Consider the following 19338-nt stretch of genomic DNA (forward strand, 5'->3'; position numbering starts at 1 on the left):
GTCGCCTCTAGGGAGGAACCGATGCCGAATCCAAGAATTGAACCGCTGAAACGGGTCCTGGCGATGGAGCCGGACGACGATGTCGCCTGGTTCGGGCTGGGAAAAGCCTACATGGAAGATGCCAACTTCGAGGAAGCTGCGAAGGCCCTACGGCAATGTGTCACAGTCAAACCGACCTACTCCGCCGCGTATTATGCCCTGGCACAGTCGCTGCTGAAGCTGAACCGGATCGATGAATGCCGTCAGGTATCGGACCAAGGCATCGAGGTCTCCACCAAAAACGGCGATGCGATGGTCACCAAGAATCTCGAAGCGTTGAAGACGTCACTCCCTGCGTGACCACTTATTGCATCCCACCCATGCCGCAGACTGGCCCGTCCGTTCTTACGCTTCACGTGAGACGCTTCACGAACGACGGACGTCGTCCACGCGACACTTAGGCCGATGCCGTTCCGGCTTCGTCGTCGTCCCCGGTTGATGCCTCCGCCTGCCCCTGCTCGGCCAAGGTCGTCGCCACCTCATCCAGCCAGCGTCCCGCGCCATCTAATACTTCGCGCACCAATGGCTCCGGGTGGCCCGTGCGTTTCATGGTCCACTGACACAGGTATCCCAGCAAATCCTCACGCTCGAAGCGCCGACTCGATTGCGCGGAGAGAAGCGACAACTCCGACAGGCCGGTCCGCAGAATTTCGCCCACCGTGTCCCGCCCATAAGACGTCGTCGCGGTGACATATTGAATCGCACGACTGATTTCTTGTTCGGTCATGTCCCCACCATGGGGCGGATTGTAACACCCGAGCCACGGCTGTCAACGGGGCATCGCGACCGAACCGGTCAGTCCTCAAAGAATCTACACGCCCGAACCCGGCGGGGATGGTATGATTCCATGCATCACTCACTTTGTAGGAGCCTCGACCATGGCCGTTTCGCGTAAGACCGCCCCCTCCCGCATCACACGTCGTGCGACCACCTCCCGTGAGTTTGCCGACCATTGGGAACTCGCCGACCTCGTCTCCGACCCGGTGAAACAGTTCGACCGCTACCTGAAAGACCTGAGCGCGAAAGTCACGCGATTCGAGTCGGCTCGCACCGAACTCGCGGCCACGATACCGGAGCAGACGTTTCTCAATCTCTTGACTCTCTCGGAACAGATCGCCCGGGAGTCCGGCCGGCTCAGTGCGTATGCGTACCTGTGGTTTTCCGAAGACACCAAACACCTGCAAGCCCGATCCTTTAAGACCAAGGTGGAAGAACAGCTCACGGCCCTCCAGAATCACCTCCTGTTCTTCGATTTGTGGTGGCAGAGCGTGGACGACAAGAACGCCGAGCGGCTCATGGCGAACAGCGGCGACTTCCGCTACCACCTGGAAACGATTCGACGCTTCAAACCGCATACGCTGTCTGAACCCGAAGAAAAAATTATCAATATCAAGAACATTACCGGACAGAGCGCGGTGCATCAGCTGTATGACGTCGTCACGAACGGGTTTACCTTTACCCTGCGTGTCGGAGGCAAGAAAAAGACGCTGAACCGCGAAGCCCTCTCGGCGTACTTACGAAGTCCGAAGGCATTGGTACGGGAGGCCGCGTACCGGGAAATGTATCGGGTCTACGAGGCCCAGCAGGACCTGCTCGGGGAAATCTACAAAGCTCTGGTCAACGACTGGAAGGCGGAGAATCTCCAACTGCGGCATTATAAGACCCCGTTGGCCTCACGAAACCTCAGCAATGACATTCCCGATGCTGCCGTGGAGGCGTTGCTGGCCGTCTGCATGAAGAATGCGCCGATCTTCCAGCGATATTTCGGGCTGAAAGCCAAACTGTGCAAGATCCCCACAATGAACCGGTACCATATCTATGCACCGCACCGGGCTGAACAAAAGACCTACCGGTACGCGGATGCGGTGAGGATGGTGCTGGATGCTTACTACGGGTTCTCGCCCCGCCTCGCGGAACTGGCACAGCGGGTCTTTGCCGACCGTCACATTGATGCCCGCACCAAACCGGGCAAGATGGGCGGAGCCTATTGTTACAGCGTCACCCCCAATCTCACGCCGTATGTCATGTTGAATTTCACCGGCGAGGCGCGCGACATCGCCACCATGGCCCACGAGTTGGGACATGCCGTCCACGCCATGATGGCCGAGCAGCACACGGTGTTCACCTTCCACTCCACCCTGCCGCTCGCGGAAACGGCGTCGGTCTTCGGTGAACGGATCCTGTCCGATGCCCTCATGGCCTCCGAAAGCAGCCGGGCGGTGAAGCAGAGTCTGCTGGTCAATCAATTGGATGACATCTACGCCACGGTCATGCGGCAGGCCTATTTCGTCGCCTTCGAAAGAACCGCCCACGATATGGTGGCTCAAGGCGCCACCACGACCGATCTCGCAGCCACCTACATGACGCTACTACGGCAGCAATTCGGCAAATCGCTGCGGGTCCCGAGGGAGTTCCAGTGGGAATGGCTGACGATTCCACACCTCTACGCCAGCCCCTTTTATTGTTATGCCTACAGCTTCGGCAACTTGCTCGTGCTGGCGCTCTATCGCATGTACCAGGAACAAGGGAGTGCGTTCGTTCCGAAATATTTGGATCTGCTCGCGGCAGGCGGATCGAAGGCTCCGCAAGCGATCCTTGCCGAAGTCGGAGTCGATATGAACTCCCAAGCCTTCTGGCAATCCGGATTCGATGCAATCAAAGGAATGGTCGACCAGCTGGAGCAGACGATGAAATAACCGGCAGGCCGACATCCGCACCTTGCGGCGGTCAGGAAGGACGTCGGAGTCGAACCCGGAGGATTTAGATGCGTTCGGAGGACTTATCCTTGTCCACCGGATGCCCGAGAATTTCTCGTTCCGCTTCCAACCAGTCACGCAGGTGATAGCCGTCCAGACATCCTCGCTGTTCATACAACTCATGCGCCCGGGCCGCGATGCGCACCTGAATATCCTGCGCTGGGCCAGGCCCCTGATTCCGCCCGGTCACCGCAGGCCCTCTTTGTGGCGTCCGACGAGGGGCGCTCTTCTTCGACGCTGATGATTTCTTCATACTGACTCCCAAAGATCTGTCACGCCCGCGACAGGACACCGCAGACGAACCACATCGACACAATCGCCGCCACGATACCACATTTGTCGCCATGGGGATAATGCGGCAGCGCAGAGGCTCCGCCGGCGCTGGATACAGTCGGCACCTCCCCGCACTGGCCACAGTACATCGAGGCCGCTAGGAAGGAGACAATGACACGCTGCCGCCTGCGCTGTTGAGCGGAACGACATCTTGGTCGGGACAGCCGCAGGTCAGCTCCAGCGCCCCCCGCACCACGCCCAGGAGGCGCTGCGAATCGAACGGCTTTGCCAAGAACGTGCAGGGTCCATACAGGCTGAGTCTGCTGGGCACATTGTGTAATTCCGCAGACAAAAGAATGGTGGGAGTCTGCGGCCACATAAGGCGGCTAAGGATCAGGAACTGTTCCCCGTCGAGGCGAGGCATCCGGTAGTCTGCGACCACCACATCGAAGCGTCGTTTTTTCATCTCTCCCAAGGCCTCAAACCCATCTGCTGCCTCATGCACGATATACCCGGCCTGTTCGAGCACCAATGTGACCAACCGACGCACACTCACCTCACCATCCGCAACGAGCACGCGTTTCCCATACCCTTCCATGGCGCCTCCTTCGTCCTGTTGTCTCTCCTCCGTCGATACCATCGGTCGGTCGCGGCCGGAATGCGCTGACGGATCCTCTGCCTGAGTCAGCACCCGCCCTGCTCCCGCATACCTGACACCCACACCCCTCGTCGCTGAGGACCAGGCTTCGTGCTGCGACGGAAATGGTCCGGAAGGCACCGCGCCAACCGGATCAGCGCATCCTCCAGATTGCCGCAATTCAAACACCGGATGACCGGAACCCAGGTGTGGGTCACACCTTCACTCGGATTGAAGAGCGTCTCGGCCACCATCAGCCCCTGGCATCGACTGCACGACATCGTTCTCCTCCTTCGCTCACGCCGGCATGGTCTGCTATCGGCCCACCCCCGTCAGCGGCTCCTCGGCATGCATCGTCGTCCCAAGGCCACCTGTCCCTCGTCCGTCGTTTGGATTCAGCAGAATCGGCACCTGCAGGTTGTCCGGCACTAACACCATTTTGGCGTTCGGACTGTCGTACAATTTGTATCGCAGATACTCCGGCGTCAGTGTTTTGGTGATCGTCTCCTGTGCCCTGGCTTGCCCCATTGCGCGAATCTTCGTCCCCTCCGCCTCACCCTCAGACCTGATCCGGACTGCATCGCCTTCCCCACGGGCGCGGCGCCTCGCAATCTCCGCATCTTTCTCCGCAATCACCAGCTCAAATTCCTTCTGTTCCTTTTCCTGCTCCTTGGCCTGTTTCCGTTCCACCGCCTCCAGAACGATCTTGGCCAATTCGATGTCGGCCAGCGCCACACTGTGCACCTCGAGGTGACGCCCCTTGAGCTTTTCCACCACGACGGCCTGCACTTTGCTGGCGATCTCCGCACTTTTCTCCGGCACCGAGACCATTGGGTAATTCGACACCACGCTGCGCACGGCCGCCAACAACTCCGGCTTCACGACTCTGGGATAAAAATCAGGGCCGATTTCCTGTGCCAGAAAATACACTTCGTCGATAATCGGCCGCATGATGATGGCAGTCTTCAACTGAACCAACAGATCATCCGAACTCAGAGCATCCACTGTTTCGGTGTAACTCTGCAGACGAACGTCATAGATAAAAATGTCGTTCCACGGGGCACGCCAATAGAAGCCACTCTTCAAGGTCTCCGTAGTCAACCCTTCCGTTAAGGGATACCAGCGAAGTCCACGCTGTCCTGGATGCACCGTGTTGCCGCAGCCCTGCCAGGCCGCCATCGACGCTATGATCAAGAGGATCCCCATCCATTGCCGCATGACACCCTCCAGACTCCCACCTGACGGGTTAGCGGAGTGTTGGCTGTTCCGGCTGGGAGGCTCGCCCTCCACGTATCAACGACAGGTGTTGTTCGGCTGTGCGTTCATGATCCCGTGCCGCATCCTCATAGGACCGAGCCAGCAAGCGTGTGCCCGAGACCCAATCCGACTCCTGGCCGAAGAGCCGTTCATACACCAGGGCTCGATGATCCAAATCCCGAGCCATGAGGCGAAGCCTCACCGCCTCCTGGCTGTAGAAGGCGGCAATCTTGTTCTGGTCCTGAGCACGATCGTAGGCCGTGAGGTCAAGCTCACTCCCTGCATGCGAACAGGCGGGCAACACCGTGATAGCCGCGAGGACTATCCATCTTGCAAACCCCTCGTGTGCTCCTCGCATCGTCACACCCGTTAGGCGCGTCCCGACAATGCACGCGGACGATCTCGATTCGGCTGCCACAGCAGTTCGTAGTCTGCGGGGAGTGCCACCAGCTCGACCTGTTCCCGGTGACGCAGGCGGTTCAAGGCCGCAAACAAGGATTGCCAGGTGTAAATCGGGAGGGCATCCGCCAGCGTGAGAAACGTCAGCCGCCGGTGGTGCTGCAACAAGACTAAAATCTGATTATCGACCACGTCCTCATTCGCTGATGTAGACTGAGGCCCCATCACACACCTCCATCAAACAGCCCACAGACGATTGTGGGTCTCATGGGTGCTCATCACTCCAAACATGCACTGCAATATGTGGTCCTGAAGTCGGCATCATTGTGGAGAAGCCTCCAGCGCACGCTGTCAGGATTCCCGGCGATATCCAGCCACGGATCCCCTGCATTTCGCACGGTTCAGCTGGTGCGAAGTCGCTCGGAACCGGCAGTACACGAAAGCTCATGCCGCGTGGATCATGGAGCAGCACGAATTTTCCCTTGGCATCTGGCTTGCCGGAACACACCATAGCGATACAGGCGTTCGAGCGGGGATACTGGCAGCCACGTAGGCACAGTCCAACTCACCGCGGCAGCCGAACCCATTCGCCTGAGAACTACCAACGCGTGAGGTACATTCTGAACACACTTGCAGTACAATTCCCCCTGAGATACGACAGGCGAACCTCCGTCAGTCCTTCCAGCGGAAACAAGGAATCGATTCGGACTCACCATGGTTCAGATCAAACGTGCATACAGCGAACCGAATCCAAGTGATGGCCTCCGGATTCTTGTAGACCGCGTGTGGCCACGAGGTTGCAAGAAAGAACTGCTGAGGCTTGATGCGTGGCGAAAAGATCTGGGCCCGAGCACCGAGCTTCGTAAGTGGTTCGACCATGATCCCCAGAAGTGGTCAGAGTTCTGCGTTCGCTATCGTAAGGAATTACAGCAGCCTGAACAGCACCGCGCCATTGAAGATCTGGCCAGATTGGCGCGCAAGCAGACAGTCACGCTAGTCTTCGGCGCGGCAGATACAGCACACAATCAGGCGGTGGTCTTGAAGGAATTGATTGAACGGGCAGGAGGATAGGTCCTGAATGACGCAACTACGGAGGAGCTGGTACCGAAGCGCGCGGGAGAAACATCTGCGCACGCAACCGATAGGGCTACAGCCAACCCCTCTTCGGCATTTAGTTGTTCAAGCCCCAGGTGCTCCAGAGAGCAACCGCTGCAACCGCCAACATCACCCAGGCCAACTCCCGGTCACCGACTTTCTTGATCATCTTCACCATTGTGTGACTCCTTCTTGGCTGGCATCTCACGCTTGCGATACCTCCCTTTTAGCAAGCCACATGCCATTAGGACTCAGCGAGAATCCGGCGATTTTACGTGTGGTCGGTCATAAAAATGAGCGAATTCGCACGAAGCGCACTGTGCGAATTGCGAGGAAGCGCGTCAGACAGCTAGGGGGTCGTGCTTCCCGAACTGAGGGCGTGCGAACGATCAACCCGGCAGACTAGTGGCAACAGGGTTCGGAAGGTTGTCGCACAGCGAGTGGCGTGATGAGGAGTGACGCGAAGCGAACTGAGGAATGGGTGTCGAGTTACCGACCCGACTTTGCCGTCTTACCTGCCAGGAGGTACTGATTGATCCCTGCCGCCATCTTGCGCCCTTCGGCGATGGCCCAGACGATAAGGGAAGCGCCGCGCTTCGTGTCACCGCCGGCAAAGACGCCATCGAGGTTGGTCATGAAGTTTTCGTTGACGGTCACACAGCCGCGCGCATCGTAGTTGACACCGAGGCTGTCGAGAAAGCCGTTTCTGACTGGGCCCGTGAAACCCATGGCGAGCAGCACGAGATCCGCATCCAGCTCGAAGTCCGTATTCGGCATCGGCACGAACTTACCGCCCTCAAACTTGACCCGGTTGGCATGCAGTTTGGTCACATGACCGTTGTGGCCGGTAAACTTGGTGGTGGACACGCTCCATTGACGATCGCACCCTTCTTCGTGCGCATGCGACGTACGAAGCTGCATCGGCCAGAGCGGCCATGGCGTCGAACCGGCTCGGGTCGGAGGCGGCTCCGGCAAGACTTCGAACTGATGCGCCTCGCTGCAGCCCTGTCGATGAGCAGTTCCCAAACAGTCGGACCCGGTGTCGCCGCCGCCGATGATCACCACCCGCTTGCCCTTGGCGGTAATCGGTTCTTCGGAGACGGAGATCCCTGCCGTTCGCTTGTTCTGCTGCGTGAGATATTCCATGGCGAAATGGATGCCCTTAAGCTCACGCCCCGGAACCGGCAGATCGCGCGCCAGTTCCGCACCCATGGTCAGCCCCACCGCATCGAATTGGTTGCGCAACTGGTCACCGGTGATATCGACACCCGCCGTCACACCGGTTCTGAATTCCACACCCTCGGCTTTCATCTGCTCCAGCCGCCGATCGATGACCCACTTTTCCATCTTGAAATCAGGGATGCCGTACCGCAACAAGCCGCCGATCCGATCCGCCTTTTCGAACACGGTGACGCTATGACCGGCTCGCGCGAGTTGCTGCGCAGCGGCCAGACCGGCCGGACCTGATCCGATGATGGCGACTGCCTTCCCTGTTTTTCTGACCGGCAATGCCGGCTCAACCAGGCCTTCGTTGAAGCCACGGTCGATGATGTTCCACTCCAGAATACGGATCGAGACCGGATCACTGTTGATGCCCAGCACGCAGGCGCCTTCGCAGGGCGCGGGACAGAGACGGCCAGTGAATTCAGGAAAATTGTTTGTGGTGTGCAACGCCTTCAGCGCATCTTTCCAGCGGCCGCGATAGACGAGATCGTTCCATTCGGGAATCAAATTGACGACGGGACAGCCGGTATTGCCCTGGCAAAAGGGGACGCCACAGTCCATGCAACGCGCGCCTTGGACTTTGAGCTTCTCCTCCGAGATGGGCTCGTACATTTCTTTCCAGTCGAGCACGCGCAACTCGACCGGTTTCCGCTTCGGTCCCTCACGCGCGTATTTCAAGAAGCCCTTTGGATCACCCATCGCTAATTCGTCTCTCGTCCTTCGTCGCTCGGCTATCGACTGGATTGCTCACACGTGCGCGTCACTCGACGCGCGCCATCTATTTTTGCACTTTGGCTGCAGCGGCCTTCCGCTCAGCCAGCACACGCTTGTAATCGATCGGCATCACCTTCACGAACTTCGTCAGAATCGCTTCCCAGCCGTCCAGAATACGCTTGGCATTCCGGCTGCCGGTATAGAGGAAGTGCGACGTGATCATGTCGTGCAGCAGCCGCTTATCCTCGTCGCTCGCGACCGGCTCCAACTCCACCATGCCCAAGTTGCACCGTGATTGGAATTTATCCAACTCGTTCAGCACGAACGCGACCCCGCCCGACATGCCCGCGGCGAAATTCCTGCCGGTCCGGCCCAAGACGGCTACCACGCCACCGGTCATATATTCGCACCCGTGGTCGCCGGTTCCTTCGACGACGGCGCGCACGCCGCTGTTCCGCACTGCGAACCGCTCACCGGCCATACCATAAAAATAGGCTTCGCCCTGCGTGCCGCCATACAGCGAGGTGTTGCCGACGAGGATCGTTTCTTCGGGCGTGTAAATCGCGCTCTTCGGCGGGAAGACGATGATCTTGCCGCCCGACAAACCTTTCCCGATATAGTCGTTGGATTCACCCTCCAGAATCAGCGTGATGCCGCGAGAGAGGAACGCCCCAAACGACTGACCGGCTGATCCATTGAACTTGATGCTGATTGTGTCGGCAGGCAACCCATCCTGACCGTACTTCTTCGACACCTGGCTCGACAACATCGTGCCCACGGTCCGGTTCAAATTCCGGATCGGCAATTCAAGCGAGACCTTCTCCCCACGTTCGATTGCCGGTGCACATTGCTCGATGAGCGTACGGTCCAGAATTTCGGCGATGCCGTGATCCTGCTTTTGCACGCAATACCGCGGCACCTCAGGACCGACTTCGGGCATCTTCAGCAGCGGCGCTAGATCCAGCCCCTTGGCTTTCCAATGTTCCACGGCCTTATGAATCTTGAGTTTGTCGACACGCCCAACCATTTCATTGACGGTGCGGAATCCCAACTTCGCCATGATCTGCCGCAACTCTTCGGCGATAAAGAAGAAGAAATTGACGACATGTTCCGGTTGGCCGGTGAACTTCTTGCGCAACACCGGGTCCTGGGTCGCAATGCCGACAGGGCAGGTGTTGAGGTGGCACTTCCGCATCATGATGCAGCCTTCGATGATGAGCGGGGCCGTCGCAAATCCGTATTCCTCTGCGCCCAAAAGAGCCGCAATGGCCACATCGCGTCCGGTCTTCATCTGGCCGTCTGTTTCCACACGGATCCTGCCGCGCAAATCGTTGAGGACCAGCGTTTGATGGGTTTCCGCCAAACCCAGCTCCCAGGGCACACCGGCGTACTTGATGGAGGAGAGCGGGGAGGCTCCGGTCCCGCCTGAATCGCCGCTGATGAGCACCTTGTCCGCATGAGCTTTCGCGACCCCGGCGGCAACCGTGCCGACTCCGACTTCAGAGACCAGTTTCACTGAGACGGCCGCATCGGCATTGGCATTCTTCAAGTCGAAGATGAGCTGTGCGAGGTCTTCGATGGAATAGATGTCGTGGTGCGGCGGGGGTGAAATGAGCTGCACGCCCGGCGTGGAGTACCGCAACCGCGCGATGTTCTCATCCACCTTGTGCCCGGGCAGCTGGCCACCTTCGCCCGGTTTCGCACCCTGCGCCATCTTGATTTGCAGCTCTTTGGCGTTCACCAGATAATGGCTCGTCACACCGAACCGCGCCGAGGCCACCTGCTTGATGTAGCTGTTGCGGGAGTCGCCGTTCGGAAGGGGCTCGAATCGTTCCGGATCTTCGCCTCCCTCGCCGGTGTTGCTCTTCGCCCCCAACCGATTCATCGCGATCGCCAACGTCTCGTGCGCTTCCTTACTGATGGACCCGAACGACATGGCGCCGGTCGTGAAACGTTTGACGATTTCTTTGGCGGGCTCCACTTCGTCGAGCGCAATCGGCTCAGGGAGAAACTTGAACTCCAGAAGGCCACGCAGGTTCGAGCGACGTTTGCTTTCGTCATTGACCAGTTGGGAAAACTCGGCAAACGTTTTCGGATCGTTATTCCTGGTCGCGTGCTGCAACTTGTAGATCGTATCGGGATTCCAATTGTGGTGCTCGCCTTGAATGCGATAGTGAATCTCGCCGCCGAAATCCAATTGCCGGATCGGTACAGGCTCGTAGGCCACACGATGGCGGCGCAACGTTTCTTCCCCGATCTCCCGAATCCCAATGCCTTCGATCCGAGACGGGGTGCCAGTGAAATAGCGGTCGATCAATTCATGATTGAGGCCGATCGCCTCAAAAATCTGCGCGCCGCAGTACGACTGCACAGTGGAGATACCCATCTTTGAGAAAATCTTGAGCAGGCCTTTGTTGATGGCTTTGATGAACTTGCCTTCCGCGGTCGCGGCATCCAGCCCTTCCGGGAAATAGCCGTCACGCTCCAAGTCCACCAGCGATTCGAACACCAAATAGGGGTTCACCGTCCCTGCGCCGAAGCCGATCAAGCAGGCGAAATGGTGGACGTCTCGCGGCTCGCCGGTTTCCACCGTCAGACCGACTTCGGTTCTCGTGCATTCCCGGACCAGATGGTGATGGACTGCCGCCACACCAAGGAGACTCGGGATGGGCGCCCATTCGGCATTCACCCCACGGTCGCTGAGGATCAGAAATTTGTAGCCTTCGCGAATGGCCTGCGATGCCTGCTTGCACAAGTCATCGACTGCCGCCCCCAGCCCTTCCGGCCCTTCCGCCACGCGGAACAACATCTTCAAGGTTTTGCTTTTGAAATGGGGATCGGCGATCTCGCGGATCTTGTGCAGATCGGCATTCGTCAAAATCGGCTGCTTCACCCGGATGCGGCGGGCCGATTCCGGATGCTCGTCCATCAGGTTCGGCTTAGGGCCGATGCTGGTGGTGAGCGACATCACGAGTTCTTCGCGGATCGGATCGATCGGCGGATTCGTGACTTGTGCAAAAAGTTGCTTGAAGTATTTGAACAACAGTTGCGGCCGTTCCGACAACACCGCGAGCGGCGTATCGGTGCCCATCGAGGAGATGGCTTCCTGCCCTTCCACCACCATGGGGGTGATGACCATCTTGAGTTCTTCGATGGTATAGCCAAAGGCCTGCTGACGCTGCCGGATCGTGGGATGATCGGGCTGCGGCACGTTGATGGGATCGGGCAACTCATCCAGCGAAATGCGATGCTCGGTCACCCAGGACCGATACGGCTTGCGGCGAACGATATCGGCCTTGACCTCTTCATCGTCGATGATGCGCCCCTGCACGGTGTCCACGAGGAACATACGGCCAGGCATCAAACGGCCTTTTTGACGAATACGCTGCGGGTCCATCGGCAACACACCCGCCTCGGACGCCAGCACGACCAACCCGTCGGTCGTCACCTGGTATCGACAGGGACGCAGGCCATTCCGGTCCAGCGTGGCCCCGATCAACTTCCCGTCGGTGAAGCAGACAGCCGCAGGACCATCCCAGGGCTCCTGCATGGCGGCGTGGTATTCGTAGAACCCACGGCGATCGAGGTCCATTTGAGGATTGGCGACCCAGGGCTCGGGGATCAACATCATCATCGCATGCGGCAACGACCGCCCGCCGAGCACCAGAAATTCCAACGCATTGTCCAGGCTGGCCGAATCGCTCTGATTTTCATAGACGATCGGAAACAACTTCTTCATGTCTTCGCCGAACAGCTCGGAATTCAACCGTCCCTGCCGCGCGCGCATCCAGTTCACATTGCCCTTCAGTGTGTTGATCTCTCCATTGTGGCAAATGTAGCGATAGGGATGGGCCAATGGCCAGGTGGGAAACGTATTCGTGCTGAACCGCGAGTGGACGAGGGCCATGGCGCTCGTGAGGCTGCTGTCGGTCAGATCCTGGTAATACTGTGGAATCTGATGTGGGAGCAGCAATCCTTTGTAGACAATGGTGCTGCTGGAGAGGCTTGAAATATAGAAGTATTCCCGCCCATCGATGGCGGACTCACGCACCGCCCGTTCCACGCACTTCCGGATGACGTACAACCGACGCTCAAATTCTTCGTCGGTGAAGATCCCGCGCGCAATGAAGACCTGCCGCATGAACGGCTCAGTGCTGCGCGCAACCGGTCCAATGGCGTCGCTCTTGACCGGTACATCTCGCCAGCCGAGCAGCTTGGCGCCCGCATCCTTGATCGTGCGCGCGAAGAGCGTTTCACATTGCGTCCGGGCATCGGCATCAGGCGGCAGAAAGACCATGCCCACGCCGTACTCGCCCGCACCGGGCAACTTGATGCCGCTGTCCTTGGCGGCACGCTTGAAGAACTCATGCGGCACTTGAAGCAGGATGCCGGCGCCATCACCGGTGCAAGGATCGCAACCTTGCGCCCCGCGATGGGTCAACGCCTCCAGTACTTGCAGGCCCTGCTCGACGATCCGATGCGAACGCTGGCCCTTGATATCGACGACAAACCCGACTCCACACGCGTCCTTCTCGTGCTGCGGATCATAGAGCCCTTGTTTGGGAGGAAGCCCTGGTACATTCATGGCACGTATTCTCGTCAAAAAGGCAGGCAATTAACCGGGGAACAGACTCCCCTCTCGGGGACGTTGAAGCTGTCGCACGACCACGGTGACTGCTACCATCATAATGGGGAAATAAGCGAGGGGTCACCTTACTGGATGGGCCGTGAAACTGTCAAGAGAACGGCAAGGCAATCTGCCTCGGACGGAGGCCGACCAGTGCTTGACTTAATGGAGTTTCCTGCCCTACTATCCGCCCCATGTCGAACGGACCGACCACCCTGACACTCCACAGCATGGCTGATGTCTGGGATGTGTATCGTGAAGAGCTCGAGGGGGTCGAGGACCAGATCCGGAAGAACCTCGACTCCAGCGTCGCCTTGGTCAACACAGTCGCCGCGCATATTCTGAACAGCGGCGGCAAACGGGTCCGCCCCCTCTTTGTGCTCCTCAGTGCTCACCTCTGCGGATACGCCGGGCAGGACCATCAAGCACTCGGTAGCCTGGTTGAATTCATCCACACCGCCACTCTGTTGCACGACGACGTCGTCGATGACGCCGACCTGCGACGAGGCCGCCGTACCGCGAGCAAAGTCTGGGGCAATCAAATCAGCATTCTGGTCGGTGACTATCTCTATTCCCGCGCGATCTGCCAGATCGTCGATTTCCGCAACCAGGGCATCAACGAAGCATTGTCGGAAGCCTGTCGGAAAATGGCCGAGGGCGAGGTCTTGCAACTCTATTACAACGGCAATCCGCTGATGCCGGAGCCCGAATATCTTCGCATCATCGAGCACAAGACCGCCGGGTTGATTGCCGCATCCTGCAAGATCGGCGCGATCGTCGCCGGAGCCACGGAAGAGTTACAGGAGGCGCTGTTCCGGTTCGGGCAGCGGCTGGGCATCGCATTCCAACTGGCGGACGACACGCTGGACTATACCGCCAACGGTGAGCATCTGGGCAAAACACTTGGGCAGGACCTTCGACAAGGCAAAGCGACACTGCCGTTGTTGCACCTCTTGCAACACTGCTCCGAGCCGGATCGGCAGCTGATTAAAGACCGCATGGAAACCAGGACCTTGACCGACGAGGAACTCCGCCGCATCGTGGCCTTGATGCAGGAGTATGGGTCCATCGCCTACGCCATGGAACGGGCACACGCATTTGTCGCCGCCGCCAAACGCGATCTCGAGCTGTTCCACGACAACACCGCCAAGCGCGCCCTGTCCATCGCCGCCGATTACATGGTGACTCGCGACCGCTGAGTTGCCGCCGGCTGGATTCACAACGCTCACGCTCTGCTGACCGTACAAGCCGTTCGGCGCTGGTGTCCATTCGCCGCTGGCGGATGGCAAGAGGATGTGGACACCCCTACGCTCGACAGCCTGTTGTTTGTACCGCGTTCACGCGAGAAAAGGATAGGAACCCGTATGGCACACATCATCCCCTTTCACGGCACCCTCTATAACCCAGCGACGGTCGGCGACGTCCGCCAGGTGGTCGCACCGCCCTATGACATCATCGACAACGCCTTGCAGAAAACGTTGCACGATCGCCACCCCAACAACGTCATTCGCCTGGAACTCGGCTACGAGCAGGCTGGAGACACGGCCACCAACAACAAATACACCCGTGCAGCGGGAGCGCTGAAAGACTGGTTGAAGACCGGGGCTCTGCGCAAGGATTCCCAGCCCGCGATCTATTACCACACGATCGAATACCAGCCGCCCTATTCAGCTCCCGGCACGCCCACGAAGGTGTTCAAGGGATTTCTGTCGACGGTCGAGCTCGAAGAATTCGGATCGGGGAAGATCTACCCGCATGAAAACACGCGCGCGGCGGCGAAAACGGATCGGCTCAATCTCTTGGAAGCCTGCCGCGCCAACTTCAGCGCCATTATCTCGCTGTATTCCGATCCGCAGAATGACGTGCTCGCCCTGATCGAACAGGCCATCGCCACGGACAAACCCCGGATCGATTTTCAGGACGACGTGGGCTTCCGGCAGCGACTCTGGAGCGTGACCGACCCCAATGTACTCGCGAAGGTCGTCGAGATCATGCACACGAAACAGCTGTTCATCGCCGACGGCCACCATCGCTACGAAACGGCGCTGAACTATCGCCGCGCCAGGCGGCAACAGGCCGGGGCCCCGACGTCACCGCAGCCGTACGACAGTGTCCTGATGCTGTTTGCCAGCCTCGAGGACAAGGGGTTGACGGTGTTGCCGACGCATCGGGTATTGACCACGTCGATGCCCGCGCCCGCAGAATTGCTGCGTACCTTGGATCCGGTGTTCGAAGTCACCGCCCTGCCGTTTCAAGCCGGCAATGAGGCCCAGGTGCGAGGACAATTCATCGAAACCCTGCGTAGCCGCGGCCAGTCCGTACCGATGTTCGGCCTCGCCCTCAAGAATGATCCACAGTATTACCTGTTGACCCTGAGGGCCGCGCATCGCCCCACAGCATCGACCTCACCGCGTGATCGCCTCGACGTCTCCCTGCTTCAGCAGCATGTCGTCTCCACCCTCTGCCCCACGCAGCAGGCGCAGGAAGCGATGCTCTATTCGAAAGACGACCACGAAGCCTTGAATTGGGTGCGACAGGGAACCGGCACAGCTGCGTTACTCTTAAATCCAACCAAGGTTGCGGAAGTGAAGGCCGTCGCCTCGGCAGGTGAGCGCATGCCCCATAAATCGACCTATTTCTTTCCCAAACCGCTGACCGGACTGGTCATGAATGTCATGGAAGGCTAGCTAGCAAGCGACCGTCAGTTCCGTCGAGCGTGGCACGATGACGAAGGCCAAAGTACTCATAGTCGATGACGATCAGGACATCGTGACGATGTTGCAGGATCGCCTCGACGCCGGCGGGTATAAAACCCTGACGGCCTCTGATGGCCAACGTGGCCTCGAGCTCATCGAACAGGAATCTCCCAACCTGGTCCTGCTGGACCTCTACTTGCCTCGGCTCAAAGGCATGGATGTGCTCAAGCGCATGGCCCAGAACAAGCAATGCGAGGACATTCCGGTCATCGTCATGACGGCCGCGGGCACGATTCCCGACGCCGTCGAAGCCATGCGCCATGGGGCCTACGACTTTCTGACAAAGCCGCTGGAGAAAGACCATCTCCTGATCGTCATTCAGAAGGCGCTGGAACGGGACTCGCTGAAGCGGCAGGTGGCCGCGCTCAAATCGGACATCCAAAACCGCTATGCCACCATCGTGGGAGACAGTGCGAAGATCAGGAGCATCATCGAATCGGCCCAGCGTGCAGCCAAATCGGATGCCAGCATTCTCCTGCTCGGAGAAAGCGGTACCGGCAAGGAACTCTTTGCACGATCCATCCACCAATGGAGCCCGCGCCAAAGCATGCCGATGGTCGTCATCAATTGTGTGGCGCTCACGGAAACATTGCTGGAGAACGAACTCTTCGGCCACGAGCGAGGCGCATTCACGAGTGCCGACCGCCTTCAAAAGGGCAAGCTTGAAATGGCCGACGGCGGGACCGTGTTCTTGGACGAGATCGGTGACATGCCGTTACCCTTGCAGGCCAAACTCCTGCGCGTGCTCCAGGACAAGGAATTCCAGCGCGTCGGCGGCACACGGTCCATCTCAGTCAACATCCGGTTTGTGGCCGCAACGAACAAGGATTTACGACAGGCCGTGAAGGCGGGGCAATTCAGGGAGGATCTGTTCTTCCGGCTCAATGTCGTTAGCTTTACGCTGCCGCCGTTGCGGGAACGCAGTGAAGATATCGTGGGACTCGCGGAATTTTTCCTTAAGCGGCATGCCTACGAGGCCAAACGCCCCGGCGTGATGCTGAGCGCGGCAGCCAGGGCCGCCCTCACTCACTACTCCTGGCCCGGCAACATTCGTGAGCTCGACAACGTGTTATCACGCGCCGTTGTGCTCAGCCCTGGGGATGTGATTGAGCCGGAATTTCTGGGACTCTCCAGCGAAGACGCGGGATCAATGAGAGCGGGAGACCCTGCCCTGCCCTACCTGAACCTGACCTACCATGAATCCATGGAAGCCCATAGCGCCTATATCATCGACCGGGCGCTGGAAAAGGCGGCGGGCAATCAAACGAAAGCGGCGGAATTCCTCGACTTGCAACGCACCTACCTTGCACGCCTGATCAAGCAGCGCAAAGCCACTCCCGACGAGTAACCAGGGCGGACGCTGAAACAGCCGGCCAGCTTCGTTCTCGCAAGACACTGACGCCTCGCCTCCTGACAGTGCTGCGGCCTTGCTGGAAGGCCGTTTTGACCATCCTGTACAGACGCACACCATCGCGCAGTCCGGACATCTAGTCCGGAAATCTCTGCAATTGCTTTCATCAAGATTCTCGGCTTAATCCCCGGCTGAGCGAGCCGCCAGACTGATCCGCCCCGCCGCCGCATCCCGCTCAACTTGCGCATACCGTTCCGGCGTTCCGACATCACTCCAGAATCCGTCGAAATCGAATCCCACGATCCGCTCCCCGTCTTGAATGCCTTTGACGTAGGCGTCGATGATCGAACATTCTTTAGCGACCGGCAGGTACCGCAGGAGACGTGGATGGAGAATGTGGATACCCGCAAACATACGTGCCGCCGTGACGGTTGGCGCCGAGAGTCCGCGGCCCGTGATCCGGACGACCTCGGCACGATCCGCCACCTCGACTAAGCCCCAACGGGCCGCGTCAGGATCCTGCCGCAACACCAACGTCGCCGCCGCTGCATGCTCACGGTGGAAGGCCATCACGGCGCCGAGATCCAGCTCAAACAGCGTATCGCCGTTCAGCACCAACACCGGCTCGCCTTTGAAATGCGGTTCTGCCTGCTTGATCCCGCCGCCGGTACCCAAGATCACCGGCTCGTAGGAATAGATGAGGTGCATACCGAGCGCTGCGCCGTCCCCCAGCGCTTGCGAAATCATCGTGCCGAGATGATGGAGGTTGATGACGACGTCCCGGATGCCGTGGCGCTTCAGCAGGAGCAAATTCCAGACAATCATCGGCGTCCCGGCGACCGGGAGGAGCGGCTTCGGCGTGACATCGGTGAGCGGCCGTAAACGAGTGCCGAGGCCCGCGGCGAGGATCATGGCCTTCATAAAAAGTCTTGAGTGGTGAGTGTTGAATGCTGAGTGTGGAATTCACAATTCTTGGAGCGCAACTCCAGACTCATAACTCAACACTCATCACTCGCAGTTGAGCGCTACTGCAGTTCAGCCACGTAGGGCACCAGGTGTCGACGCAATGTCGCCAACTCGGGATACTTCGAGAGATTACGCCTGACATATCCCAAGACCCGCGGAATATCGGCAAGAAATTTTGGATTATGTTTGACCTGGTCGATGTAGACAAACCGGCCGGCGGCTTTGAGATTGCGTTGGATACTGGTGAAATCGAAGAGACGACGAAACGCGGGGCGATCGGCGATCTTCACCCCTTGCGCGGCCAAACCATCAAGAAAATGCTCGATGAGCGCATCCACCAGCGTTTCGTCCAACTCGATGTATGCATCCTTGAGCAACGACGCCAGATCGTATGTCGCCGGGCCCATGAGCGCATCCTGAAAATCGATGATGCCGATGCGCGCGCCGTCCACCATGAGATTACGCGAGTGATAATCACGATGGACCAACACCTGCGGCTGTCCGGCCAACAACTCGGCAATGCGCTGGAATTCGGCACGAATCGCCGCGTCGTCCTCAGCCTTCATCGGCCGGCCGATACGGGCCGTGATTCCATACTCTAGGAAGTGATCGAACTCCCACATCAACAGCGGCACGTCGAAGCGCCGGTGAAACGCGATACAGCCCGGTGCCGGCGGGGTCGTGCCCTTCACTTGCAACAGCACCAATTGATCGATCGCCTGGCGATAGAGCGCGTCCAGCCTGGCGGGCTCGGCACCACGACAGGCTTCAGCCAGCGTCAGGTCGCCGAAGTCCTCCAAATACAACAGCCCGGCCTCCCGATCATAATAATGTAACTGTGGTACTGTGACGCCGGTACGCTGCAGATGGGTCAGGACATTGGTGAACGGCAGTTCGGCAATCTGGGCCGAGGCTCCACTGACGGCTTCTTCTGATTTCTTGAACCCTTCCGGATCGGCCAACTGCATCAGAATCAATGCGGAGGGGCTGCCCTTCAGAGCGATCCGGAAATACCGGCGATTGGAGGCATCGCCGGCCAATGGACTCAGCCCGGCCAGTTCACCGCGAAACGGCAACTGGGTCGCGACGGTCTTGGCGATGCGTGTGGAATCCGGAGGCGCGAGCGGTGCCGCTGGTGCGGCTGGTTGTGTTGTCGTCATACGATCGGCATTATAACCAAACCCTTCCGAACTGCCAGCAGAAACTCACCTGCTGCAGCTGCCACCACGCCACGCGCTCTCAGG

The 19338-nt window shown here is 58.9% G+C and carries 17 protein-coding genes; 6 read left to right on the plus strand and 11 right to left on the minus strand.

Annotated elements, in window-relative coordinates; all coding sequences use genetic code 11:
- Window positions 1–21: 21 nt before the first annotated feature.
- Window positions 22–339: a tetratricopeptide repeat protein gene (locus tag KJA79_RS12050; protein WP_213042297.1), complete on the plus strand. Its 318-nt coding sequence runs from the start codon at window positions 22–24 to the stop codon at window positions 337–339.
- Between the two features lie 97 nt (window positions 340–436).
- Here KJA79_RS12050 and KJA79_RS12055 read toward each other — a convergent pair whose 3' ends face one another.
- A complete protein-coding gene (locus tag KJA79_RS12055; protein WP_213042298.1) occupies window positions 437–766 on the minus strand; it encodes a hypothetical protein in 330 nt (109 codons plus the stop codon).
- Between the two features lie 151 nt (window positions 767–917).
- On the opposite strand from KJA79_RS12055, the gene KJA79_RS12060 reads away from it, so the two are divergent.
- Window positions 918–2735, plus strand: coding sequence for a M3 family oligoendopeptidase (locus tag KJA79_RS12060; protein ID WP_213042299.1), 1818 nt, complete (start codon window positions 918–920; stop codon window positions 2733–2735).
- Between the two features lie 64 nt (window positions 2736–2799).
- On the opposite strand, the gene KJA79_RS12065 is transcribed toward KJA79_RS12060, so the two are convergent.
- The 6 genes from KJA79_RS12065 to KJA79_RS12090 form a co-directional block, all read right to left on the minus strand.
- Entirely contained in the window at window positions 2800–3048 is a 249-nt protein-coding gene (locus tag KJA79_RS12065) for a DUF2934 domain-containing protein (protein WP_213042300.1), read from the minus strand.
- 177 nt (window positions 3049–3225) lie between these two features.
- Window positions 3226–3666 carry a response regulator gene (locus KJA79_RS12070; RefSeq protein ID WP_213042301.1) on the minus strand — a complete coding sequence of 147 codons (441 nt, stop codon included), beginning with the start codon at window positions 3664–3666 and terminating at the stop codon, window positions 3226–3228.
- An 86-nt stretch (window positions 3667–3752) separates the two neighbouring features.
- Window positions 3753–3986, minus strand: coding sequence for a hypothetical protein (locus tag KJA79_RS12075; protein ID WP_213042302.1), 234 nt, complete (start codon window positions 3984–3986; stop codon window positions 3753–3755).
- Between the two features lie 34 nt (window positions 3987–4020).
- Window positions 4021–4923, minus strand: coding sequence for a prohibitin family protein (locus tag KJA79_RS12080; protein ID WP_213042303.1), 903 nt, complete (start codon window positions 4921–4923; stop codon window positions 4021–4023).
- Between the two features lie 28 nt (window positions 4924–4951).
- The gene (locus KJA79_RS12085) at window positions 4952–5320 is read right to left on the minus strand and encodes a hypothetical protein (protein ID WP_213042304.1); all 369 of its coding nucleotides are present in this window, start codon (window positions 5318–5320) and stop codon (window positions 4952–4954) included.
- Between the two features lie 11 nt (window positions 5321–5331).
- On the minus strand, window positions 5332–5586 hold the full coding sequence (locus KJA79_RS12090) for a hypothetical protein (RefSeq protein ID WP_213042305.1): 255 nt from the start codon (window positions 5584–5586) through the stop codon (window positions 5332–5334).
- 489 nt (window positions 5587–6075) lie between these two features.
- Here KJA79_RS12090 and KJA79_RS12095 point away from each other — a divergent pair, with 489 nt between their 5' ends.
- Complete coding sequence (locus KJA79_RS12095) at window positions 6076–6432, plus strand: DUF488 domain-containing protein (protein ID WP_213042306.1); 357 nt, start codon at window positions 6076–6078, stop codon at window positions 6430–6432.
- A gap of 513 nt (window positions 6433–6945) precedes the next feature.
- On the opposite strand, the gene KJA79_RS12100 is transcribed toward KJA79_RS12095, so the two are convergent.
- Both KJA79_RS12100 and gltB read right to left on the minus strand, forming a co-directional pair.
- Complete coding sequence (locus tag KJA79_RS12100) at window positions 6946–8379, minus strand: glutamate synthase subunit beta (protein ID WP_213042307.1); 1434 nt, start codon at window positions 8377–8379, stop codon at window positions 6946–6948.
- Window positions 8380–8458: 79 nt separating this feature from the next.
- Window positions 8459–12979 carry a glutamate synthase large subunit gene (gltB, locus tag KJA79_RS12105; RefSeq protein ID WP_213042308.1) on the minus strand — a complete coding sequence of 1507 codons (4521 nt, stop codon included), beginning with the start codon at window positions 12977–12979 and terminating at the stop codon, window positions 8459–8461.
- A gap of 236 nt (window positions 12980–13215) precedes the next feature.
- Here gltB and KJA79_RS12110 point away from each other — a divergent pair, with 236 nt between their 5' ends.
- From KJA79_RS12110 to KJA79_RS12120, 3 genes are all read left to right on the plus strand, one after another.
- Window positions 13216–14220, plus strand: coding sequence for a polyprenyl synthetase family protein (locus tag KJA79_RS12110; RefSeq protein ID WP_213042309.1), 1005 nt, complete (start codon window positions 13216–13218; stop codon window positions 14218–14220).
- Window positions 14221–14385: 165 nt separating this feature from the next.
- Complete coding sequence (locus KJA79_RS12115) at window positions 14386–15708, plus strand: DUF1015 domain-containing protein (RefSeq protein ID WP_213042310.1); 1323 nt, start codon at window positions 14386–14388, stop codon at window positions 15706–15708.
- A gap of 37 nt (window positions 15709–15745) precedes the next feature.
- Window positions 15746–17125, plus strand: a complete 1380-nt coding sequence (locus tag KJA79_RS12120) for a sigma-54-dependent transcriptional regulator (protein ID WP_213042311.1) — start codon at window positions 15746–15748, stop codon at window positions 17123–17125.
- 183 nt (window positions 17126–17308) lie between these two features.
- Here KJA79_RS12120 and KJA79_RS12125 read toward each other — a convergent pair whose 3' ends face one another.
- Both KJA79_RS12125 and KJA79_RS12130 read right to left on the minus strand, forming a co-directional pair.
- Window positions 17309–18049, minus strand: coding sequence for a nucleotidyltransferase family protein (locus tag KJA79_RS12125; RefSeq protein WP_213042312.1), 741 nt, complete (start codon window positions 18047–18049; stop codon window positions 17309–17311).
- Window positions 18050–18153: 104 nt separating this feature from the next.
- Window positions 18154–19254 carry an aminoglycoside phosphotransferase family protein gene (locus KJA79_RS12130; RefSeq protein ID WP_213042313.1) on the minus strand — a complete coding sequence of 367 codons (1101 nt, stop codon included), beginning with the start codon at window positions 19252–19254 and terminating at the stop codon, window positions 18154–18156.
- Window positions 19255–19338: the final 84 nt, after the last annotated feature.

The sequence above is a fragment of the Nitrospira defluvii genome, from assembly GCF_905220995.1.
GTDB lineage: Bacteria > Nitrospirota > Nitrospiria > Nitrospirales > Nitrospiraceae > Nitrospira_A > Nitrospira_A defluvii_C.